Consider the following 19,593-nt stretch of genomic DNA (forward strand, 5'->3'; position numbering starts at 1 on the left):
GCGAACTATAGGAAGAGTCTGGCTTAAGCGGGCGTGACTGCGGCGCGGATTTGCCCCGTTCGCCGGCCGGCCGCAAAATAGCCGGCTCGCCGGCGCCCTCCCGTGCCGGTATTCCCCTGCGGAGCTTCCCATGCGTACCCACTTCTGCGGCCTGGTCGACGAGACCCTGATCGGCCAAACCGTGACCCTCGCCGGCTGGACCGACGTTGCCCGCAACCAGGGCGGCGTCTGTTTCATCGATCTCCGCGATCACGAAGGCATCGTGCAGGTGACGGTCGAGATCGACAACGCCGAGGTATTCGCGGTGGCCGCATCGCTGGGCTACGAGGACGTGCTGCAGGTCGAAGGCGTGGTGCGCGCGCGCCATGCGGTCAACGACAAGATGCGCACCGGCAAGGTGGAGGTGATCGCCAGCGCCATCACCGTGCTCAACAAGGCCGCGCCGCTGCCGTTCCACGCCCACGAGAATCCGGGCGAAGACACCCGCCTGAAGTACCGCTACCTGGACCTGCGCCGCCCGGAAATGCAGCGCATGCAGCGCACCCGCATCAAGCTGGTGCAGGCCCTGCGCCGCCACCTGGACGCGCGCGGCTTCCAGGACATCGAGACCCCGATCCTGACCAAGGCCACCCCGGAGGGCGCGCGCGACTTCCTGGTGCCGGCGCGCATGCACCCGGGCGAGTTCTATGCCCTGCCGCAGAGCCCGCAGCTGTTCAAGCAGATCCTGATGGTGGCCGGCTTCGACCGCTACTACCAGATCGCGCGCTGCTTCCGCGACGAGGCCCTGCGCGCCGACCGTCAGCTGGAATTCACCCAGCTGGACATGGAGTTCGCCTTCGTCCGCGAGCGCGACGTGCAGGATTTTGTCGAGGACATGATCCGCTCGATCTTCAAGGAAGTGGTCGACGTCGAACTCGATGCGCCGTTCCCGCGCATGACCTGGGCCGAGGCGATGCGCCGCTATGGTTCGGACAAGCCGGACCTGCGCATCGCGCTGGAACTGGTCGACGTGGCCGAACTGGTCAAGGACAGCGAGTTCGCGGTGTTCACCGGCCCGGCCAATGACGCCGACGGCCGCGTCGCCGCGCTGCGCATCCCCGGTGGCGCCACCCTGTCGCGCAAGCAGATCGACGAGTACGCCGCGCATGCCGCCAAGTATGGCGCCAAGGGCCTGGCCTACATCAAGATCGCCGACAACGGCGAAGTCAGCTCGCCGATCCAGAAGTTCTTCAGCGAGCAATCCTTCGCCGCGCTGGTCGCCCACGTCGGTGCCGGCAACGGCGACATCGTGTTCTTCGGCGCCGGCGGCTACAACAAGGTCTCCGATTTCATGGGCGCGCTGCGCCTGAAGGCCGGCAAGGACTTCGGCCTGGTCGCCGCCGGCTGGCGTCCGCTGTGGGTCACCGACTTCCCGATGTTCGAATGGGACGAGGAAGAGCAGCGTTACGTCGCCCTGCATCACCCCTTCACCGCACCGGCGGTGGACGACGTGGCCGACCTGCGCGCCAACGCGAAGACGGCGGTGTCGCGTGGTTACGACATGGTGCTCAACGGCAACGAGATCGGCGGTGGTTCGATCCGTATCCACCGTCCGGAAATGCAGAGCGCGGTGTTCGAGCTGCTCGGCATCGGTGCCGAGGAAGCCCGTGCCAAGTTCGGCTTCCTGCTGGATGCTCTGAACTACGGGGCGCCGCCGCATGGTGGCATCGCGTTCGGCATCGACCGCATCGCCGCGCTGATGGCCGGCACCGAGTCGATCCGCGACGTCATCCCGTTCCCGAAGACCACCGGCGCGCAGTGCCTGATGACCGACGCGCCGTCGCCGATCGCCGACGCGCAGCTGGCCGAAGTGCACGTGCAGGTGCGGCAAAAGGCCAGGAGCGAGTGATCCGGGACGAGAAGCGGGTGAGGGAAAGAGCGCGGCAGCTTCGGCTTCCCGCTCGTTCCTCGTGCCTCGTTTCTCTCTATCGGTTCCGGGTCGCATGATCCGTCGCGCCACTCCTGCCGACGCCGCCACGCTGTGCACGCTGGCCGAACGCACCTTCGTGGAAACGTTCGGTCATCTGTATCCACCGCAGGACCTGGCCGATTACCTGGCGGGGGCCTACCCGGTGGAACTGCAGCGTGGTCAGCTGGAGTCGGGCGACTACGCCGCCTGGCTGCTGGAAATCGACGGCGAGGCGGTCGGTTTCGCTTTCGCCGGTCCCTGTGGCCTGCCGCATGCCGAGGCGCGGCCCGGAGACGGCGAGCTGAAACGGCTCTATGTGCTGCGCGACCACCAGAGCGGTGGCTGGGGTGGCAGGCTGTTCGCGCAGGCCGAGCGATGGCTGCTGGAAGGCGGGCCGCGCACGCTGTGGATCGGCGTCTGGTCGGAAAACCTCGGCGCGCAGCGCTTCTACGGCCGGCACGGCTTCGGCAAGGTCGGCGAGTACGAATTCCCGGTTGGGCGGACGCGCGACCGCGAGTTCATCCTGCGCCGCCTGCCCTGACCTTCCCCGCGATGCCGGCGGACAGCATCCGCAAGAGCCTTGCCGGGCGCCGTCGGCCGGGGATGTCCCGGCCTGTGTCGCTTCACCCGGCGTTGCGGAACGTTCGGCTTCAATCCCGCCGTGACCCGAAGCGCCGCCGCCGGCGCAGGACAGGATGGGAGGCATGACGCACCGCGTACTGCTGCTGCACGGCATCTGGAACGCACGGGCCTGGGTGGGGCCGCTGGCGTGGCGCCTGCGCGCGCGCGGTTTCCAGGTCGGCGCCTTCGGCTATCCCAGCGTGTTCGGCGGCCCGGACGTGGCGGTGCCGTCGCTGATCGAGCGGTTGCGCGGGCAGGGCAGGATCTCGCTGGTCGGCCACAGCCTCGGCGGCCTGGTCGCGCTGGAAGCGTTGCGGCAGGAACCCGGGCTCGATGTGCCGCGCGTGGTCTGCCTGGGGTCGCCGCTGTGCGGCAGCGAAACCGCGCGCACCCTGGCCGGGCACGGCTGGGCGGCGGCGCTGGGGCGCAGCGGCGGCCTGCTGCTGCATGGCCTGCCGGAATGGCATGGGCGGGCGCAGGTAGGGCTGGTGGCCGGCAGCGTGCCGCATGGCCTGGGCGCGCTGATGGGGGCGCTGCATGGCGACTCCGACGGCACCGTCGCTTTGGCCGAAACCCGCCTGCCGGGCCTGGCCGACCATTGCGTCGTTCCGGTCAGCCACAGCGGGCTGGTGCTGTCGCCCGAAGTGGCGGTCCTGACCGCCGCGTTCCTGCGCGACGGACGCTTCGGCGCAGGCGCTGCGCAGCGGGCGGCATGACGGGCCGCCGTGCGGGGATCGGGTAGAATCCGCCCCCTGTTCCCGACAGATGTACGGTAATCCCCATGGGTAGAGGTCCTTCCATCGAAGCCCGCAAGAACGCGTCCGACGCGAAGCGCGGCAAGATTTTCACCAAGATCATCCGCGAGATCGGCGTGGCCGCCCGCGGCGGTGGAGGCGACCCCAACAACAACCCGCGCCTGCGCGTGGCCATGGACAAGGGCCTGGCCGCCAACATGTCCAAGGACGTGATCGAGCGCGCCATCAAGAAGGCCACCGGCGAGCTGGAAGGCGTCGAGTACGAGGAAATCCGCTATGAAGGCTATGCGCCGGGCGGCGTGGCGGTCATCGTCGACTGCCTGACCGACAACCGCGTGCGTACCGTGGCCGACGTGCGCCACGCTTTTTCCAAGTGCGGCGGCAACATGGGCACCGAAGGCTCGGTGGCCTTCATGTTCAAGCGCCTGGGCGTGCTGGCCTACGCGCCGGGCGCGGATGAGGAGAAGATCACCGAAGCCGCCATCGAGGCCGGCGCCGACGACATCGTGGTGTATCCGGACGACGGCTCGCTCGACGTGGTCACCGCGCCTGAGAATTTCCAGTCGGTGAAGGACGCGATGGAGGGCGCCGGCCTGGCCCCCGGCCACGCCGAGATCACCTTCCGCGCCGACAACGACATCGCCGTCGCCGGCGACACCGCCCTGCAGGTGAAGAAGCTGCTGGACATGCTCGAGGACCTGGACGACGTGCAGGACGTGTACTCCAACGTCGACCAGGCCGGGCTGGAGCAGGCCTGACGGCGCGCCCGCGTCCCGTCATGTGAGACGGCGGCCGCCGATCATGGCCGCCGTTCCCCTCCGGCCGCCATGGCAATGACCCGCATCCTCGGCATCGACCCCGGCTCGCAGCGCACTGGCATCGGCATCATCGAGATCGATGCCGGCGGGCGTGCCCGCCATGTCCACCACCAGCCGCTGGTGCTGCTGGGCGCGGCGGATTTCGCCCAGCGCCTGAAGCGTCTGGTGCACGGCGTGCATGCGTTGATCGACGAGTACCAGCCGCAGGAAGTGGCCATAGAAAAGGTGTTCATGGCCAAGAACGCCGACTCGGCGCTCAAGCTCGGCCAGGCGCGCGGCGCGGCGCTGTGCGCGGTGGTGCTGCGCGATCTGCCGGTCAGCGAGTACGCCGCCACCGAGATCAAGCTGGCGGTGGTCGGCCGCGGCAGCGCGGAAAAGCAGCAGGTGCAGCACATGGTCGGGCTGATGCTCGGCCTGCAGGGCAAGCTGCAGGCCGACGCCGCCGACGCGCTGGCCGTGGCCATCACCCATGCGCACGTGCGCGCCACGGCCAATCGGCTGGGCGTGGGCGCGCGCGTGGCCTGGAGCCGCAAGTGAACGGGCTGTGCCCGCCCGTGCCGGACGCCGGAACCGGCATGCCCGCCCGCGACCGGCGGATGCAGGGGATGGCGGGCCTGTGCGCCCTGTGCAGTCTGCTGTCCTGCATCGCGGTGCTGGGCGCCTGCGCCATCGCCGGCTTGCCGCAGGGGCTGGCGCAGGTCCTGGCGGTTGCGGCGGGCGCGGCCTGGTGCCTGTCGGCGTGCTTCGTGCTGTATGCATGCCTGCGCAGCGGGGTGATCGTTTCCCCGCTGGGGCTGCGCTTCACGCACCCGCAGGCAGACGCGCGCGACCGCCAGCCCGTGGATTACTGGCTGTTCCTGCTGTTCTTCGCCATGCTGCTGCTCAGCCTGACCGGCGCGCTGTACCTGGCGGCGGTCTTCGTCATTCCATCTTTCCAGGGAAATCCATGATCGGTCGTCTGCGCGGCATCCTCGCCCACAAGGCTCCCCCGTGGCTGGTGATCGACGTGGGCGGCGTCGGCTACGAACTGGAGGCGCCGATGAGCACCTTCTACGACCTGCCCGACATCGGCCGCGAGGTGGTGCTGTTCACCCATTACGCGCAGAAGGAGGACAGCGTGTCGCTGTACGGCTTCCTGCGCGAAGGCGAGCGGCGGCTGTTCCGCGACGTGCAGAAGGTCACCGGCATCGGCGCGAAGATCGCGCTGGCGGTGCTGTCCGGGGTCAGCGTGGACGAGTTCGGCCGGCTGATCCAGACCGGCGACATCACCGCGCTGACCCGCATTCCCGGCATCGGCAAGAAGACCGCCGAGCGCATGATCGTGGAACTGCGTGACAAGGCGGCCGATTTCTCCGGCGGCGGTTCGCCGATGGCCGGGCCGCTGGCCACCGATCCGGTGTCCGAAGCGACGGTGGCCCTGCAGCAACTGGGTTACAAACCCGCCGAGGCGGCGAAGATGGCGCGCGATGCGGCGGCCGAGGGCGACGATGTCGCCACGGTGATCCGCAAGGCGCTGCAATCGGCGCTGCGCTGACGCATCCCTTCATCCCGGGCGACCGAAACCACCATGTCCCACGCTGCTTCCCAGCCTGAAACCTCCGGCCACCATGGCAGTCCGGGCGCCGCCGGCGGCCTGGCGCTGATCGTCGGCGCCATCGGCGTCGTGTTCGGCGACATCGGTACCAGCCCGCTGTACACGCTCAAGGAGGCGTTCTCGCCGCACTACGGCCTGGACAGCGACCACGACACGGTGCTCGGCGTGCTGTCGCTGGCGTTCTGGGCGCTGAACATGGTGGTCACGCTCAAGTACGTGACCATCATCATGCGCGCAGACAACGACGGCGAGGGCGGCATCATGGCGCTGATGGCGCTGGCCCAGCGCACCCTGCGCAACGGCTCGCGCTCGGCCTACGTGGTCGGCATCCTCGGCATCTTCGGCGCCTCGTTGTTCTTCGGCGACGGCGTGATCACCCCGGCCATCACCGTGATGGGCGCGGTCGAGGGCCTGGAGGTGGCCGCGCCCGGCCTGGGCCGGTTCGTGGTGCCGATCACCCTGGTGGTGCTGGCCATCCTGTTCGCCGCGCAGCGCTTCGGCACCGAGAAGGTGGGCAAGGTGTTCGGGCCGGTGATGCTGGTCTGGTTCCTGTCGCTGGCGGCGATCGGCATCTGGAACATGATCGCCGCGCCGGAGGTGCTCAAGGCCTTCAACCCGTGGTGGGCGGTGCGCTTCTTCATGGAGCACGGCTGGCACGGCATCTTCATCTTCGGTGCGGTGGTGCTGGCGGTGACCGGCGGCGAGGCGCTGTACGCGGACATGGGCCATTTCGGCGCGCCGCCGATCCGCCACGCCTGGTACTTCTTCGTGCTGCCGTGCCTGGTGCTGAACTACCTGGGGCAGGGCGCGCTGGTGCTGCAGCGGCCGGACGCGGTGGCCAACCCGTTCTTCGAGGCGGTGCCGGGCTGGGCGCTGTACCCGATGATCATCCTGGCGACCATGGCGGCGGTGATCGCCAGCCAGTCGGTGATCACCGGCGCGTTCTCGGTCTCGCGCCAGGCCATGCAGCTGGGTTACATCCCGCGCATGCGCATCCTGCATACCTCGCACGACACCATCGGCCAGATCTACATCCCCGGCATCAACTGGGGGCTGGCGCTGATGGTGTTCGGGCTGGTGCTGGCGTTCCGCAGTTCCAGCAACCTGGCCGTGGCCTACGGTATCTCGGTGTCGGCGACGATGCTGATCGACACCCTGCTGCTGGCGCTGGTGGCGCGCACGCTGTGGCCGCGCGCGCGGCACGGCATCGTCGCGCTGTGCGCGGTGTTCTTCATGATCGACCTGGGCTTCGTCATCGCCAACGGCGCCAAGCTGCTGCAGGGCGCCTGGGTGCCGGTGGCGCTGGGCATCGTGCTGTTCACGATGATGCGCACCTGGCGCCGCGGCCGCGAACTGCTGCGCGATGAGGTGCGCAAGGACGGCATCCGCATCGACACCTTCCTGCCGGGGCTGATGCTGGCGCCACCGGTACGGGTGCCGGGCACCGCGGTGTTCCTGACCGCCGACCCCACGGTGGTGCCGCATGCGCTGATGCACAACCTCAAGCACAACAAGGTGCTGCACGAGCGCAACGTGTTCCTGCACGTGGAAACCCTGCCGGTGCCGTACGCGGCGGCGGGGCAGCGGCTGAAGATCGAGCCGGTCGGCGACGAGTTCTACCGCATCTACGTCCGCTTCGGCTTCATGGAGACGCCCGACGTGCCGCTGGCGCTGATGCGCTCCTGCGACCATGGCGGCGTCTACTTCGACCCGATGGACACCACGTTCTTCGCCAGCCGCGAGACCATCGTCGCCAGCGCCAACCGCGGCATGCCGGTCTGGCGCGACAAGCTGTTCGCCTTCATGCACCGCAACGCCGCCCCGGCCACCAACTTCTTCCGCATCCCCGGGAACCGGCTGGTGGAACTGGGCGCACAGGTGGAGATCTGATGGGGCAGGGCATCGGGCGCCGCGTGCGGCGCGAAGGCGTCGATGGGCGCCTCCGTTCCACGCGCCGTTGCCGCTTCTCCGCCATAATCCGCGCATGACCGAAAACCGCATCATCGCCGCCGGCGCCACCCGCGAAGACGACGCTGCCGATGCCAGCATCCGCCCGCGCCGCCTGGCCGACTATCTCGGCCAGGCGCCGGTGCGCGAGCAGCTGGACATCTACATCCAGGCGGCGAAGTCGCGCAGCGAGGCGCTGGACCACGTGCTGATCTTCGGCCCGCCCGGGCTGGGCAAGACCACGCTGAGCCACGTGATCGCCAACGAACTGGGCGTGGGCCTGCGGGTGACCTCCGGGCCGGTGATCGAGAAGGCCGGCGACCTGGCCGCGCTGCTGACCAACCTGCAGCCGTACGACGTGCTGTTCGTGGACGAGATCCATCGCCTGTCGCCGGTGGTCGAGGAAGTGCTGTACCCGGCAATGGAAGACTTCCAGATCGACATCATGATCGGCGAGGGCCCGGCCGCGCGCTCGATCAAGCTCGACCTGCCGCCGTTCACCCTGATCGGCGCCACCACCCGCGCCGGTCTGCTGACCGCGCCGCTGCGCGACCGCTTCGGCATCGTGCAGCGGCTGGAGTTCTATTCGACCGAGGAGCTGACCCGCATCGTGCGCCGCTCGGCGGTCATCCTCGGCATCGATTGCAGCGCCGAGGGCGCCGGCGAGATCGCGCGCCGCTCGCGCGGTACCCCGCGCATCGCCAACCGCCTGCTGCGGCGCGTGCGCGACTATGCCCAGGTCAAGGCCGGCGGCCACATCGACCAGGCCGTGGCGCAGGCCGCGATGCAGATGCTCAAGGTCGATCCGGAAGGCTTCGACGAGCTGGACCGGCGCCTGCTGCGCACCCTGGTGGAGTATTTCGACGGCGGTCCGGTCGGCATCGAATCGCTGGCCGCGGCACTGTCGGAGGAGCGCGGCACGCTGGAAGACGTGGTCGAACCCTACCTGATCCAGCAGGGCTTCCTGGTGCGCACCGCACGCGGTCGCATGGCCACCCACAAGGCCTACCGGCACATGGGCCTGAAGCCCAAGGCCGCGCCGGCCGACCTGTTCGTGGAGCAGCCCGATGTCGATTGAGGCCCGGTTCAGTTGGCCGACACGCATCTATTGGGAAGATACCGACGCTGGCGGCGTGGTCTACCACGCACGCTACGTGGCCTTCATGGAACGCGCGCGCACCGAATGGATGCGGGCGATGGGCTATGGGCAGGAAGCCATGCGCAGTGGCGAAGGACAGGTGTTCGTGGTCCGCGCGATGACGCTGGATTTCCTCAAGCCGGCCAGGCTGGACGATGCGTTGCAGACCACGGTGGAACTGCTGCATTGCCGCCGCGCCAGCCTGGTGATCGGCCAGGCGGTGCTGCGCGACGGCCTGCCGCTGGTGACCGCGCAGGTGCGCCTGGCCGCGGTCGGGGCCCGCGATTTCCGGCCGCAGGCCATGGACGACACGCTGTACGCCACGCTCAAACAGTTCGAAACCCAACACGCGCAAGATTGAGGAACATCGGATGATCGCTTTGCTTCTGGCCCTGCAGGCCACCGTGACCGAGGCGCTGCCGGCGGATGTCAGCGCCGCCGCGGCGCAGACCGTGGCCCGCGCCAGCCATGGCGGCATCAACTACCTGGACCTGATGCTCAAGGCCAGCATCCCGGTCAAGCTGATCGTGCTGCTGCTGCTGGCCGGCTCGTTCATCAGCTGGGTGATCATTTTCCGCAAGGCGCGCGTGTTCAAGGCCGCCGACCGCGCCGCCGACGACTTCGAGAACCGCTTCTGGTCCGGCGCCGACCTCGGCAAGCTGTATGCCTCGGCCGCCGACCGCAACCGCTCGGTCGATGGCCTGGAGGCGATCTTCGAGTCCGGCTTCCGCGAGTACAGCCGCCTGAACGGCCGCCGCGGGCTGGACAGCCGCACCCAGCTGGAAGGCACCCAGCGCGCCATGCGCACCACCTTCGCCCGCGAGGTCGACGGGCTGGAGCGCAACCTGGAACTGCTGGCCAACATCGGCTCCAACGCCCCGTACGTGGGCCTGGTCGGCACCGTGTTCGGCATCATGGTGACCATGCACGACATGATTAGCAGCGGCGAGCAGGCCGGCATCGCCTCGGTCGCGCCCGGCATCTCCGAGGCGCTGTTCGCCACCGCCATCGGCCTGTTCGTGGCGATCCCGGCGACGTGGGCCTACAACCGCTTCACCACCCGCGTGGAACGGCTGTCGGTGCGCTACGAGACCTTCGCCGAGGAGTTCAGCTCGATCCTGCAGCGCCAGTCCGGCGAAGAGTAAGCGGCCATGATCTCCGGCATTTCCCGGCGCAAGCGCCGCAAGCTCAAGTCCGAGATCAACGTCGTGCCGTACATCGACGTGATGCTGGTGCTGTTGATCATCTTCATGGTGACCGCGCCGCTGCTCACGCTCAGCTTCGAGGTCGACCTGCCGACCTCCAACGCCAAGGCGCTGGAGAGCAAACAGGACCCGGTCATCGTCTCGGTGCTGGCCGACGGGCAGCTGAGCCTGAAGCTGCCCGACGCCAAGACCCCCGAGCGCATGGAGCCGGCCGCGCTGCAGGCGCAGCTGGGCGCGATGGCCTCGCAGGACAAGAACCTGCGGGTGATCGTCGCCGCCGACCGCAGCGTGACCTATGAAAAGGTCGTGTCCGCGATGGACGTGATCAAGGCGGCGAAGATCGAAAAGGTGGGTCTGGCGACCGATGCACGCTGACGCTCTGCCTCCGCCGCGCGACCCCGGCAACGAATGGGGCCTGCCCGTCGTACTGGCGTTGCTGGTGCACGTGCTGGTCGCGCTGGTGTTCATCGTGGCCTGGCTGTGGTCGCCTTCGCGCAGCACCGAAGCCGCCGCCGGCGACCCGGCGGTGGAGGCCAGCCTGGAGCTGTCTGCGGCTGAAGCCGCGGCCGCGCGCAGCGCGCTGCGCGCCTCGGAGAAACTGCCGCCGCTGCCCGAGCCGGTACAGGACGTGCAGCCCGAGCCGGTACCGGAAGACACGGTCCCGCCGCCGCAGCCGATCCCCGAGCCGCGGCCGCAGGACGCGCCCACGCCGCAGCAGCACAACGCGCAGGAACGCATCGCCCAGCCGGACACGGTCGATCAGGAGCGGGTCAGCGCGCTGGCCATCGCCGAAGAGAAGGCCAGGCAGGAGCAGGAGGCCAAGCGCCGCCAGGAACAGATCGACCTGACCGAGCGCAAGCGCGTGGAAGAGGCCGAGCAGAAACTGCGCCTGGCCAAGCAACAGGAAGAAGCCGACCGGCAGAAGAAGCTGGCCGACGAACAGCGCAAGGCCAACGAGGCCAAGGCCGAACAGGAGCGCCAGCAGAAGATCGCCGAGATCCGCCGCAAGCGCGAGCAGGCCGAGCGCGAGGTCAAGCTTGCCGAGCAGCGCCAGCGCCAGGTGGCCGATGCCCAGGCGCGTGCGCAGGCCGCCTCGTCCAGCGCCTCGCCGGGCAGCGCCGCGCCGCAGGCATCGCCGGGGCAGGGCGGCACCAGCAACGACCTGACCGCCAAATACGCCGCGGCGATCCAGCAGGCGGTGCTCAACCAGTGGGTGCGGCCGGACAGCATTCCGCGCGGCCAGCGCTGCCGCCTGACCATCCGCCAGCTGCCCGGTGGCGAGGTGGTCGAGGTGCAGTTCGCCGCCGGCTGCCCGTACGACGATGCCGGCCGGCGTTCGGTCGAGGCGGCGGTGCTCCGCGCCCAGCCCCTGCCGTACCGCGGTTTCGAATCGGTGTTCCAGCGCACGCTGAACTTCACCTTCGAAGCGCAGGACCGCTGAATCGCGGCGGCTTCACGCCGCCATCGGCACCTTTGATGGCGCCTCGCGCCCGGGCTGCCGGCGCCGTATACGGTGCCGGGGCTGGATTTCACGGAATTTTCGTTCACGATTGCGAAAATGTTCATCCGCCTGCTGCTATCCCTTGTCCCCCTGTTCATCCGATCGTTGAGCACTCCATGAAGAAACCGCTTCGCTGGCTGGCCGCCCTGACCGCACTGCTGTTGCCCATCGTGGCGATGGCGCAGCAGAAGGGGCTGGAAATCGACATCATTGGCGGCAACGCCTCGGCCCTGCCGATCACCGTGGTGCCCATGCCCTACCAGGGCAGCGCCGGTGCGCCGGCCACGGACGTCGCGGCGGTGGTGCGTTCGGACCTGGACCGTTCGGGCCAGTTCCGCGCGTTGCCGGAGGCGCAGATCGTCGAACGCCCGACCCGCGGCAGCGAAGTGCAGTACCCGACCTGGCGCGCGCTCAAGCAGGATTACCTGGTCGTCGGCCGCGTGCTCGACGCCGGCGCCGGCGCCTACCGCGTCGAATACGAGCTGTTCGACGTGGCCAAGGGCGAGCGCATGCTCGGCCTGGCGATGACCGCACGCTCCAATGCGATGCGCGACGTCGCCCACCAGATGGCCGACGCCATCTACGAGAAGATCACCGGCGTGCGCGGCGCGTTCTGGACCCGCATCGCCTACATCACCGCCAGCGGCCGCGGCGACGCCATGCGCTACGCGCTGATGGTGGCCGATTCGGACGGCTACAACCCGCAGACCATCGTGCGCTCGGCCGAGCCGCTGCTGTCGCCGTCATGGAGTCCGGACGGCAACCGCCTGGCCTATGTCAGTTTCGAGCGCGGCAATTCGGCCATCTACATCCAGAACATCTCCACCGGCGCGCGCGAACTGATCGCCAGCTTCCGCGGCATCAACAGCGCCCCGGCGTTCTCCCCGGACGGCCGCCGGCTGGCATTGACCCTCTCGCGCAGCGGCAACCCCGAGATCTACGTGATGGACCTGGGCAGCAAGCAGCTGACCCAGCTGACCAACCACTTCGCCATCGATACCGAGCCGACCTGGAGCGCGGACGGCAACACCATCTACTTCACCTCCGACCGTGGCGGCCGCCCGCAGATCTACCAGGTGCCTTCGTCCGGCGGCAGCGCCAGCCGCGTGACCTTCCAGGGCAACTACAACGCCAAGGTGTCCGTGTCCTATGACGGCAAGAAACTGGCAATGGCGCAGGGCAGCGGCAACAGCTACAAGATCGCGTTGATGGACAGCAGCCTGGGTTCGCCGCGCTGGAGCACGCTGTCGCCGGGTTCGCTGGACGAGTCGCCCAGCTTCGCCCCCAATGCGGGCATGATCCTGTATGCCGCCCGCGAGGGCGGACGTGGTGTGCTGTATGCGGTATCGGCCGACGCGCGGGTCCGCCAGCGCCTGGTCCTGGCGGACGGCGATGTGCGCGAGCCCGCATGGGGTCCCTACCGTACCGCGCGTTGATTAAATGTTAATATCCCACCCGCATTAATCCCAATCATTGGCTCAGGAGCCTCAGGTACCCCATGAACAAGTCCACTCGCGTTCTGCTTGTTTCGCTGCTGTCGGTTGCCGCGCTGGCGGGCTGCTCGAAGAAGGTCAAGGAGCAGCCGGTTGCACCGGTCGACAACGGCCCCGCCACCACCCAGCCGAGTGGCCCGTCGACCTCCGGCCTGTACGGCCCGGGCGACCTGGACACCGACGCCTGCCTGCGCCAGCGCGTTGTCTACTTCGACTTCGACAAGGAAGAAGTGAAGTCCGAGTTCCAGGCCATCATGGCCTGCCACGCCAAGTACCTGCGTGACCGTCCGTCCTCGCGCATCACCCTGCAGGGCCACACCGACGAGCGCGGCAGCCGCGCCTACAACCAGGCCCTGGGCGAGCGTCGTGGCAATGCCGTGAACTCGGCCCTGCAGGCCAACGGTGGCTCGGCTTCGCAGCTGACCGTCGTGTCCTACGGCGAAGAGCGTCCGGTCTGCACCGAGTCGAGCGAGTCCTGCTGGTCGCAGAACCGTCGCGTCGAAATCGTCTACACCGCGCAGTAATCGATGCGTACCGGCATCAAGACGATGATGCTCGTGGTTGCGGCAGCCCTGGTGGCTGCCGCACCCGCCCATGCCCAGCGGCAGAGCCTGGCCGACCGCGTCGGCGCACTGGAACAGCAGGTCCAGAACAGCCAGGCCAACACCGACATGCTCAACCAGCTGCAGCAGCTGCGCAGCCAGATGCAGGCGCTGCAGGGCACGATCGAGCAGCTCCAGCATGAGAACGAACAGCTCAAGCAGCGCAACCGGGACCAGTACCTGGACCTGGACGGGCGGCTGAACCGCATCGAAGGCGGCGTGGAGCAGACGGGTACGCCCGCCCTGCCGGCGCCACCCGCCACCGCCAAGCCGGCGGCAGCGGCCGAGAAGACCCCGACCGTGCGCGGCGATGCCGGCGCGGTCGCCGCGGCGGGCGACGAGCGGAGCGCCTACAACGTGGCCTTCGACGCGCTCAAGGCCGGCAGATACGACGAGTCGGCGCGTCTTTTCCAGGGTTTCCTGGAGCAGTATCCCAACGGCGTCTATACCCCCAACGCGCTGTACTGGCTGGGCGAGAGCTATTACGCCACCCGCAATTTCCAGCTGGCCGAGGCGCAGTTCCGCGACCTGGTCGCGCGCTATCCGACCCACGACAAGGCCGCCGGCGGCCTGTTGAAGCTGGGCCTGTCCCAGTTCGGCCAGGGCGATGCGGCCAAGGCCGAGCAGACGCTCGAGCAGGTCGCCACGCGGTTCCCGGGCAGCGATGCCGCGCGTACCGCGCAGGACCGCCTGCAGTCGATCCGGCTCGGCCAGCAGATCCGCTGAGTCCGGCGGATGCGCATCCGCGCAGCCGGGCCTTGCCCGGCTGCGTTCGTTTACGGCGTGAGTGAAGCCGCCGCCCGTTCCATCCAGAAGTGCCCGACATGACCGCCGTCGTTTCCCCTTCCAGCGCCGCCGCCACGCCCAGCGAGATCGTGCAGTCGCCGTTGCCGCGGCTGAAGATCACCGAGATCTTCCTTTCCCTGCAGGGCGAGGCGGACACCGCCGGTTGGCCGACGGTGTTCGTGCGCCTGACCGGCTGCCCGCTGCGCTGCGTTTACTGCGACACCGAGTACGCCTTCCATGGCGGGCAGTGGCGCGATATCGACGACATCGTCGCCGAGGTGCTGGGCCATGGCGTGCGCCATGTCTGCGTGACCGGTGGCGAGCCATTGGCGCAGAAGCGCTGCCTGGTGCTGCTGCGCGCGCTGTGCGACGCGGGGCTGGATGTCTCGCTGGAGACCTCCGGCGCGCTGGACGTCGGCGGCGTCGATCCGCGCGTGTCGCGCGTGGTCGACCTGAAGACCCCCGGCTCGGGCGAGATGGCGCGCAACCGGCTGGAGAACCTGCCGCTGCTGAACGCGCGCGACCAGCTCAAGTTCGTGCTCTGCGACCGTGCCGATTACGAATGGGCGCGGGACATGGTCGCCGCGCAGCGCCTGCATGAGCGCTGCATGATGCTGTTCTCGCCGTGCAAGGACCGGCTGGATGCGCGCGAACTGGCCGACTGGATCGTCGCCGACCGCCTGCCGGTGCGCTTCCAGATGCAGCTGCACAAGATCCTCTGGAACGACGAGCCGGGCAGGTAGCCGGGCCGTCGTTTCGACTTTGTACCGGCGCGGGACAGCGTGCTGGCGTTCCCTCCCCAACCGGAATATCACTCCATGAAGAAGGCAGTCGTGCTTCTTTCCGGCGGCATGGATTCGGCCGCCGTCGTCGCCATGGCCCAGGAACAGGGCTACACCGTGCATGCGTTGAGCGTGCGCTACGGCCAGCGCCATACCTCCGAACTCGACGCGGCCGCACGCGTGGCGCTGGCGCTGGGCGTGGCCGAGCACAAGGTCGTGGACGTGGACCTGCGCAGCATCGGCGGTTCGGCATTGACCGCCGACATCGACGTGCCCGACGCCGGCGGCGAGGGCATCCCCGCCACCTACGTGCCGGCGCGCAACACCATCATGCTCTCGCTCGCGCTGGGCTGGGCCGAAGTGCTGGGCGCCAACGACATCTTCTGTGGCGTCAACGCGGTCGATTACTCCGGCTACCCGGATTGCCGCCCCGAGTTCGTCGCCGCCTTCCAGGCGCTGGCCAACCTGGCGACCAAGGCCGGCGTGGAAGGCGCGGGCATCCGCGTCCATGCGCCGCTGCAGTACCTGAGCAAGGCGCAGATCGCCAGCGAAGGCGTGCGGCTTGGGGTGGATTTCGGATTGACCGTGTCCTGCTACCGCGCCGACGAGCAGGGACGCGCCTGCGGCCACTGCGATGCCTGCCGCCTGCGCGCGGACGGCTTCGCCGCCGCCGGCCTGCCCGATCCGACCTGCTACGCCTGAGCTTCGCCGCTCATGCGGCGGACGCTCCGGAAACCGGTTGCCGCGCGCCCGGGCGCATGCCGTTCCTTCCCAAACCCGGACTGCACGGCGGGTCGGTTCCGAATTCCGGTTTCGGACATCTTGCGCTAGAATGCGCACCCCGGCGCCATGCCGGGTCTTTGTTTGGGCCGTTAGCTCAGTCGGTAGAGCAGAAGACTTTTAATCTTTTGGTCGAAGGTTCGAATCCTTCACGGCCCACCATGATCGAGAAGAGGTCCCGCATGTCCGGGGCCTTTCTTTTTTGTGCACTGCACGCGGTTTCTGTGAACTGTTGCAGGTTGGCAGTGGACGGAGCCGGTCCTACCATGGGGACGGTTCGGTTTCCGGCAGGATGGGGGACACTTGGGTACCCAGATCACGCAACTCCTGCATCGCTGGCAGGGAGGCGACGCGCAGGCGCGGGAACAGTTGTTCGAAGCCTTGTATTCGGACCTGATGCTGGTCGCCCGCAACCGGCTGTTCAACGATACCGGCGGCACCCTGCAGCCGGCGGCGCTGGTCAACGAATCGCTGCTGCGCCTGCTGGGCTCGGAAGTGGATTACAAGGATCGCGCCCATTTCATCGCGGTGGCGGCGCTGAAGATGCGTTCGGTACTGGTCGACCACCTGCGCGCCCGCGCAGCGGACAAGCGCGGTGGAAACCTGGTGCAGTTGACCCTGTCCCACGCCAGCGACGTTCCCGACGACGATGGCAGCGCCTATGACGTGATGGCGCTGCACCAGGCCCTGAACCAGCTGGCCGAACTGGAGCCGCGGGCGGCGAGCATGGTCGAGCTGACCTATTTCGGCGGCATGAGCCGCGACGAGATCGCCATGGTGATGGGGGTGTCGGCTCCCACCGTGGACCGCGACCTGCGTTTCGCCAGGGCCTGGCTCAACCGACAGCTGGCCTGATGGCGAACGCGGAAGACGGGGAAGGCGCGGCGCGCTGGCGCCGGGTCCGGGGCATGTTCGATGCCGTCTGCGACCTGCCGCGCGCGCAGTGGCGGCAGGAGGTGCGAGAACGTTGCGCCGATCCCGCGCTGGCCGAGGAAGTACTGCAGTTGCTGCATGCGCAGACCCAGGGCCTGAGCCGGATCAGCAGCCGGCTGGATACGGTGCTGGCGCGCGCGCTCACGCCGGAGCTGGCGGTGGGCCAGCGGCTGGGGCCGTGGCGCCTGACCGCGCGCATCGCCCACGGCGGCATGGGCACCGTATTCAAGGCCGAACGCGACGATGGCGTCTACCGGCGCACAGTGGCGATCAAGCTGCTGCATGGCCTGCCCGGCGCGGGCGAGGTGGAGCGGCTGCAGGCCGAGCGGCAGGTGCTGGCAGGCCTGAACCTGCCCGACGTGGCCCAGCTCTACGACGGCGGCACGACGCCGGACGGGTATCCGTACCTGGTGATGGAATACGTCGACGGCCTGCCGCTGGACCACCATTGCACCAGCCACGCGCTGGGCCTGGCGCAGCGGCTGCGCCTGTTCCTGGACATCTGCGCGATCGTGCGTTCGGCGCACGAGCGCCTGGTGCTGCACTGCGACCTCAAGCCGGGCAACGTGCTGGTACGGGCCGATGGCAGGCCGGTGCTGCTGGACTTCGGCCTGGCGCGCCTGCTCAACGACGCGCGCGACCGCGAGGAAGCGGGCTACTGCACGCCGGCCTATGCCAGCCCGGAACTGGTGAACGGCGAGCCGGTGGGCGTGGCCAGCGATGTCTACAGCCTGGGCGTGCTGCTGGTGGAGCTGCTGTCCACGCGCGCCTGCGCGCGCACGCTGCAGGACAGCGATGCGCCGGTGATCCTGCCCTCGGCCAACGCGCCGGAAGGCCTGCGCTGGCGCAAGGCGCTGCGCGGCGATCTCGACGCCATCGCCGCCAGGGCCTGCGCCCGCGACGTCGCCGGACGCTACCGGTCGGTGGAGACGCTGATGGCCGACGTGACGCGCTACCTCGACCGCCAGCCGGTGGCGGCGCGCCAGGCCGGCCGCCTGTACCGGCTGGCGCGCGGCACGCAGCGCAACTGGCGCGCGCTGGCGGCCGGAGCGGCTGCGCTCTCGCTGGCCGTGCTGTTCGTGACCGGGCTGGTGCAGGCGCGGCGCCAGGCCGAGGAAGAGGCCGCCATCGCCCACCAGGTCGGCGATTTCATGGTGGGCGTGTTCGAGACCGCCGATCCCTTCCTGCGCACCGAGCGGGGACAGGAGGAGCTCTCCTCGCGGCAACTGCTGGACAAGGCGGCGCTGCGCGTTTCCCAGGACCTGGCCGACGCCCCGGCACAGCTGGCCAGGATGCGCGCGGTGCTGGGAACCGCCTACCGCAACTCCGGGGTTTCGCGGCAGGCCGAAATGCTGCTGCAGCAGGCCTATGACGGTTTCATGGATGCGCGGGTGAACCGCCCGGCGGACGCGGCGGCAGTGCTGGCCGAGCTGTCGGTGCAGAAGACGCAGGGCGGCAACGGCGTACTGGGCCAAGAGCTGGCCGAGCGCGGATTGGCGCTGCTGCCGTCTGGCGGCGCCACGGCGACCCGGGCCAGGCTGCACGGCGCGCGCGGGCTGGCGCTGGTGAACCAGCAGCATTTCGACCAAGGCGAAGCCGCCTTCGATACCGCGATGGGCCTGTACGGGAAACTGCCGGGCAGCGGCGTCGCCCCCCAGAAACTGGCGTTGTCCTACAACAAGGGTTTGATGTACCTGCGCTGGGGGCGCCTGGCTTCGGCCGAGCGCGAGTTCCGCCACGTGCTTGCCGGGGTGCAGGGGCGCGGCAGCAGCATGGCGCTGGCCACGGAGATGCGCCTGGCGCAGATCCTGCGCGAGCAGGGGCGGTTCGCGCAGGCGTTGCCGCTGCTGCAGGCGGGCCTGCGCCACGCCGAGGAACTGTACGGACCGGAGAGCAGCTTCGTGCTGATGCAGCACGACGGACTGGCCGACCTGTACCGCGATTCGGGCGACTACGCCGCCGCCGAACGCCAGTACCAGCAGCGCCAGCGCCTGAGCGGGATCATCGACGGCATCGGGTCGGTGGAGTACTCGATGGGGCTGTACAACTACGGCGAGCTGCAGGAACTGCGCGGCGACGTCGTCCAGGCCGAGCGGCTCTACCGGCAGGCCTGGACGATCCGCCGCGAGCGGCTGGGCGGACAGTCGCCCACCAGCCTGCGCGCCGAGTCCGGGCTGGGCGCGCTGCTGATGCGCCAGGGACACATGGACGAAGCGGGCTGGCTGCTGCTGCATGCCGACGAGGGCCTGGACGCGGCGCTGCCGCCGGACGCGCCGGGACGCATCGAAGCGCGGCTCAACCGCATCGACTGGCACATCCTGCAGGGCGACACGGCACAGGCCCGGGCATTGCTGGAGCAGCTCGGCGCGCGGGTTCCGACGACCTTGCACCTGCACCTGCTGCGCACGCGGGCGGACCTGGCCGAACGGCGTGGCGAAGGGGCGGCGACGCTGGCGTTGCGCCGCACCGCGCTGGAGTACGCGCAGTCGCTGCATGGCGACGGCAAGGTCGAAACGGCGATCTGCCGCATCGACCTGGCCGAAACCCTGCTCCGCCTGGGCCACCGGCAACCGGCGCTGGAAGCGCTGCGGCAGGCCGCACCGACGCTCGATCGCCGGCAGGTCGAGGGCGCGCCCGCGCGGCGCAGGCTCGATGGCCTGCTGGTGCTGGCCCGCGGAAGGCCGGGCTGA

The 19,593-nt window shown here is 69.1% G+C and carries 20 protein-coding genes and 1 tRNA gene; all 21 read left to right on the plus strand.

Features of this window, described 5'->3' with window-relative positions; genetic code table 11:
* The first annotated feature begins 130 nt into the window (after positions 1–130).
* Complete coding sequence (aspS, locus tag ABB22_RS00675) at positions 131–1,888, plus strand: aspartate--tRNA ligase (RefSeq protein ID WP_055767958.1); 1,758 nt, start codon at positions 131–133, stop codon at positions 1,886–1,888.
* 94 nt (positions 1,889–1,982) lie between these two features.
* Positions 1,983–2,489, plus strand: coding sequence for a GNAT family N-acetyltransferase (locus tag ABB22_RS00680; protein WP_055767961.1), 507 nt, complete (start codon positions 1,983–1,985; stop codon positions 2,487–2,489).
* A 163-nt stretch (positions 2,490–2,652) separates the two neighbouring features.
* Positions 2,653–3,285 (plus strand): esterase/lipase family protein, encoded by a 633-nt coding sequence (locus tag ABB22_RS00685; protein WP_055767963.1) that lies wholly within the window; start codon positions 2,653–2,655, stop codon positions 3,283–3,285.
* Positions 3,286–3,350: 65 nt separating this feature from the next.
* Entirely contained in the window at positions 3,351–4,082 is a 732-nt protein-coding gene (locus tag ABB22_RS00690; protein WP_055767965.1) for a YebC/PmpR family DNA-binding transcriptional regulator, read from the plus strand.
* A 75-nt stretch (positions 4,083–4,157) separates the two neighbouring features.
* Positions 4,158–4,679: a crossover junction endodeoxyribonuclease RuvC gene (gene ruvC / locus ABB22_RS00695; protein WP_055767967.1), complete on the plus strand. Its 522-nt coding sequence runs from the start codon at positions 4,158–4,160 to the stop codon at positions 4,677–4,679.
* Positions 4,680–4,717: 38 nt separating this feature from the next.
* Positions 4,718–5,092 carry a hypothetical protein gene (locus tag ABB22_RS00700; RefSeq protein WP_152983976.1) on the plus strand — a complete coding sequence of 125 codons (375 nt, stop codon included), beginning with the start codon at positions 4,718–4,720 and terminating at the stop codon, positions 5,090–5,092.
* Positions 5,089–5,676 carry a Holliday junction branch migration protein RuvA gene (gene ruvA / locus ABB22_RS00705; protein ID WP_055767972.1) on the plus strand — a complete coding sequence of 196 codons (588 nt, stop codon included), beginning with the start codon at positions 5,089–5,091 and terminating at the stop codon, positions 5,674–5,676. The genes ABB22_RS00700 and ruvA overlap by 4 nt, the downstream gene beginning before the upstream one ends.
* 33 nt (positions 5,677–5,709) lie before the next feature.
* A complete protein-coding gene (locus tag ABB22_RS00710) occupies positions 5,710–7,626 on the plus strand; it encodes a potassium transporter Kup (protein ID WP_055767975.1) in 1,917 nt (638 codons plus the stop codon).
* Positions 7,627–7,720: 94 nt separating this feature from the next.
* Complete coding sequence (ruvB, locus tag ABB22_RS00715) at positions 7,721–8,761, plus strand: Holliday junction branch migration DNA helicase RuvB (RefSeq protein WP_055767979.1); 1,041 nt, start codon at positions 7,721–7,723, stop codon at positions 8,759–8,761.
* Positions 8,751–9,182 carry a tol-pal system-associated acyl-CoA thioesterase gene (gene ybgC, locus ABB22_RS00720; protein ID WP_055767981.1) on the plus strand — a complete coding sequence of 144 codons (432 nt, stop codon included), beginning with the start codon at positions 8,751–8,753 and terminating at the stop codon, positions 9,180–9,182. The genes ruvB and ybgC overlap by 11 nt, the downstream gene beginning before the upstream one ends.
* A gap of 10 nt (positions 9,183–9,192) precedes the next feature.
* Entirely contained in the window at positions 9,193–9,966 is a 774-nt protein-coding gene (gene tolQ, locus ABB22_RS00725) for a protein TolQ (RefSeq protein WP_055767984.1), read from the plus strand.
* 6 nt (positions 9,967–9,972) lie between these two features.
* Entirely contained in the window at positions 9,973–10,401 is a 429-nt protein-coding gene (gene tolR, locus ABB22_RS00730) for a protein TolR (RefSeq protein WP_055767987.1), read from the plus strand.
* Complete coding sequence (gene tolA / locus ABB22_RS00735; protein WP_055767989.1) at positions 10,391–11,467, plus strand: cell envelope integrity protein TolA; 1,077 nt, start codon at positions 10,391–10,393, stop codon at positions 11,465–11,467. Before tolR ends, tolA begins: the two co-directional genes overlap by 11 nt.
* Positions 11,468–11,643: 176 nt before the next feature.
* A complete protein-coding gene (gene tolB / locus ABB22_RS00740; RefSeq protein ID WP_055767991.1) occupies positions 11,644–12,963 on the plus strand; it encodes a Tol-Pal system beta propeller repeat protein TolB in 1,320 nt (439 codons plus the stop codon).
* A 62-nt stretch (positions 12,964–13,025) separates the two neighbouring features.
* Positions 13,026–13,544 carry a peptidoglycan-associated lipoprotein Pal gene (gene pal, locus ABB22_RS00745; RefSeq protein ID WP_055767994.1) on the plus strand — a complete coding sequence of 173 codons (519 nt, stop codon included), beginning with the start codon at positions 13,026–13,028 and terminating at the stop codon, positions 13,542–13,544.
* Between the two features lie 3 nt (positions 13,545–13,547).
* Positions 13,548–14,348, plus strand: coding sequence for a tol-pal system protein YbgF (gene ybgF / locus ABB22_RS00750; protein ID WP_055767997.1), 801 nt, complete (start codon positions 13,548–13,550; stop codon positions 14,346–14,348).
* A gap of 98 nt (positions 14,349–14,446) precedes the next feature.
* Positions 14,447–15,151, plus strand: coding sequence for a 7-carboxy-7-deazaguanine synthase QueE (queE, locus tag ABB22_RS00755; protein ID WP_055768000.1), 705 nt, complete (start codon positions 14,447–14,449; stop codon positions 15,149–15,151).
* A gap of 75 nt (positions 15,152–15,226) precedes the next feature.
* Positions 15,227–15,892: a 7-cyano-7-deazaguanine synthase QueC gene (queC, locus tag ABB22_RS00760; RefSeq protein ID WP_055768003.1), complete on the plus strand. Its 666-nt coding sequence runs from the start codon at positions 15,227–15,229 to the stop codon at positions 15,890–15,892.
* Between the two features lie 164 nt (positions 15,893–16,056).
* Positions 16,057–16,132 (plus strand) — tRNA-Lys (locus ABB22_RS00765).
* 141 nt (positions 16,133–16,273) lie between these two features.
* Positions 16,274–16,825: an ECF-type sigma factor gene (locus ABB22_RS00770; protein ID WP_055768006.1), complete on the plus strand. Its 552-nt coding sequence runs from the start codon at positions 16,274–16,276 to the stop codon at positions 16,823–16,825.
* Between the two features lie 53 nt (positions 16,826–16,878).
* Entirely contained in the window at positions 16,879–19,593 is a 2,715-nt protein-coding gene (locus ABB22_RS00775) for a protein kinase domain-containing protein (RefSeq protein ID WP_161809330.1), read from the plus strand.

Origin of the sequence: Stenotrophomonas nitritireducens (genome assembly GCF_001431425.1) — a bacterium.
In the GTDB taxonomy this organism is placed as follows: domain Bacteria; phylum Pseudomonadota; class Gammaproteobacteria; order Xanthomonadales; family Xanthomonadaceae; genus Stenotrophomonas; species Stenotrophomonas nitritireducens.

What these genes read in the sequence shown, in the direction of transcription:
- ruvC (WP_055767967.1), top strand. Translation starts at nt 4,158, where the DNA reads ATGACCCGCATCCTCGGCATCGACCCCGGCTCGCAGCGCACTGGCATC.
- ruvB (WP_055767979.1), top strand. Translation starts at nt 7,721, where the DNA reads ATGACCGAAAACCGCATCATCGCCGCCGGCGCCACCCGCGAAGACGAC.
- tolA (WP_055767989.1), top strand. Translation starts at nt 10,391, where the DNA reads ATGCACGCTGACGCTCTGCCTCCGCCGCGCGACCCCGGCAACGAATGG.
- ybgC (WP_055767981.1), top strand. Translation starts at nt 8,751, where the DNA reads ATGTCGATTGAGGCCCGGTTCAGTTGGCCGACACGCATCTATTGGGAA.
- ABB22_RS00690 (WP_055767965.1), top strand. Translation starts at nt 3,351, where the DNA reads ATGGGTAGAGGTCCTTCCATCGAAGCCCGCAAGAACGCGTCCGACGCG.
- ABB22_RS00775 (WP_161809330.1), top strand. Translation starts at nt 16,879, where the DNA reads ATGTTCGATGCCGTCTGCGACCTGCCGCGCGCGCAGTGGCGGCAGGAG.
- queC (WP_055768003.1), top strand. Translation starts at nt 15,227, where the DNA reads ATGAAGAAGGCAGTCGTGCTTCTTTCCGGCGGCATGGATTCGGCCGCC.
- tolR (WP_055767987.1), top strand. Translation starts at nt 9,973, where the DNA reads ATGATCTCCGGCATTTCCCGGCGCAAGCGCCGCAAGCTCAAGTCCGAG.
- tolQ (WP_055767984.1), top strand. Translation starts at nt 9,193, where the DNA reads ATGATCGCTTTGCTTCTGGCCCTGCAGGCCACCGTGACCGAGGCGCTG.
- ABB22_RS00680 (WP_055767961.1), top strand. Translation starts at nt 1,983, where the DNA reads ATGATCCGTCGCGCCACTCCTGCCGACGCCGCCACGCTGTGCACGCTG.
- ABB22_RS00685 (WP_055767963.1), top strand. Translation starts at nt 2,653, where the DNA reads ATGACGCACCGCGTACTGCTGCTGCACGGCATCTGGAACGCACGGGCC.
- queE (WP_055768000.1), top strand. Translation starts at nt 14,447, where the DNA reads ATGACCGCCGTCGTTTCCCCTTCCAGCGCCGCCGCCACGCCCAGCGAG.
- tolB (WP_055767991.1), top strand. Translation starts at nt 11,644, where the DNA reads ATGAAGAAACCGCTTCGCTGGCTGGCCGCCCTGACCGCACTGCTGTTG.
- aspS (WP_055767958.1), top strand. Translation starts at nt 131, where the DNA reads ATGCGTACCCACTTCTGCGGCCTGGTCGACGAGACCCTGATCGGCCAA.
- ybgF (WP_055767997.1), top strand. Translation starts at nt 13,548, where the DNA reads ATGCGTACCGGCATCAAGACGATGATGCTCGTGGTTGCGGCAGCCCTG.
- ruvA (WP_055767972.1), top strand. Translation starts at nt 5,089, where the DNA reads ATGATCGGTCGTCTGCGCGGCATCCTCGCCCACAAGGCTCCCCCGTGG.
- ABB22_RS00700 (WP_152983976.1), top strand. Translation starts at nt 4,718, where the DNA reads ATGCCCGCCCGCGACCGGCGGATGCAGGGGATGGCGGGCCTGTGCGCC.
- pal (WP_055767994.1), top strand. Translation starts at nt 13,026, where the DNA reads ATGAACAAGTCCACTCGCGTTCTGCTTGTTTCGCTGCTGTCGGTTGCC.
- ABB22_RS00710 (WP_055767975.1), top strand. Translation starts at nt 5,710, where the DNA reads ATGTCCCACGCTGCTTCCCAGCCTGAAACCTCCGGCCACCATGGCAGT.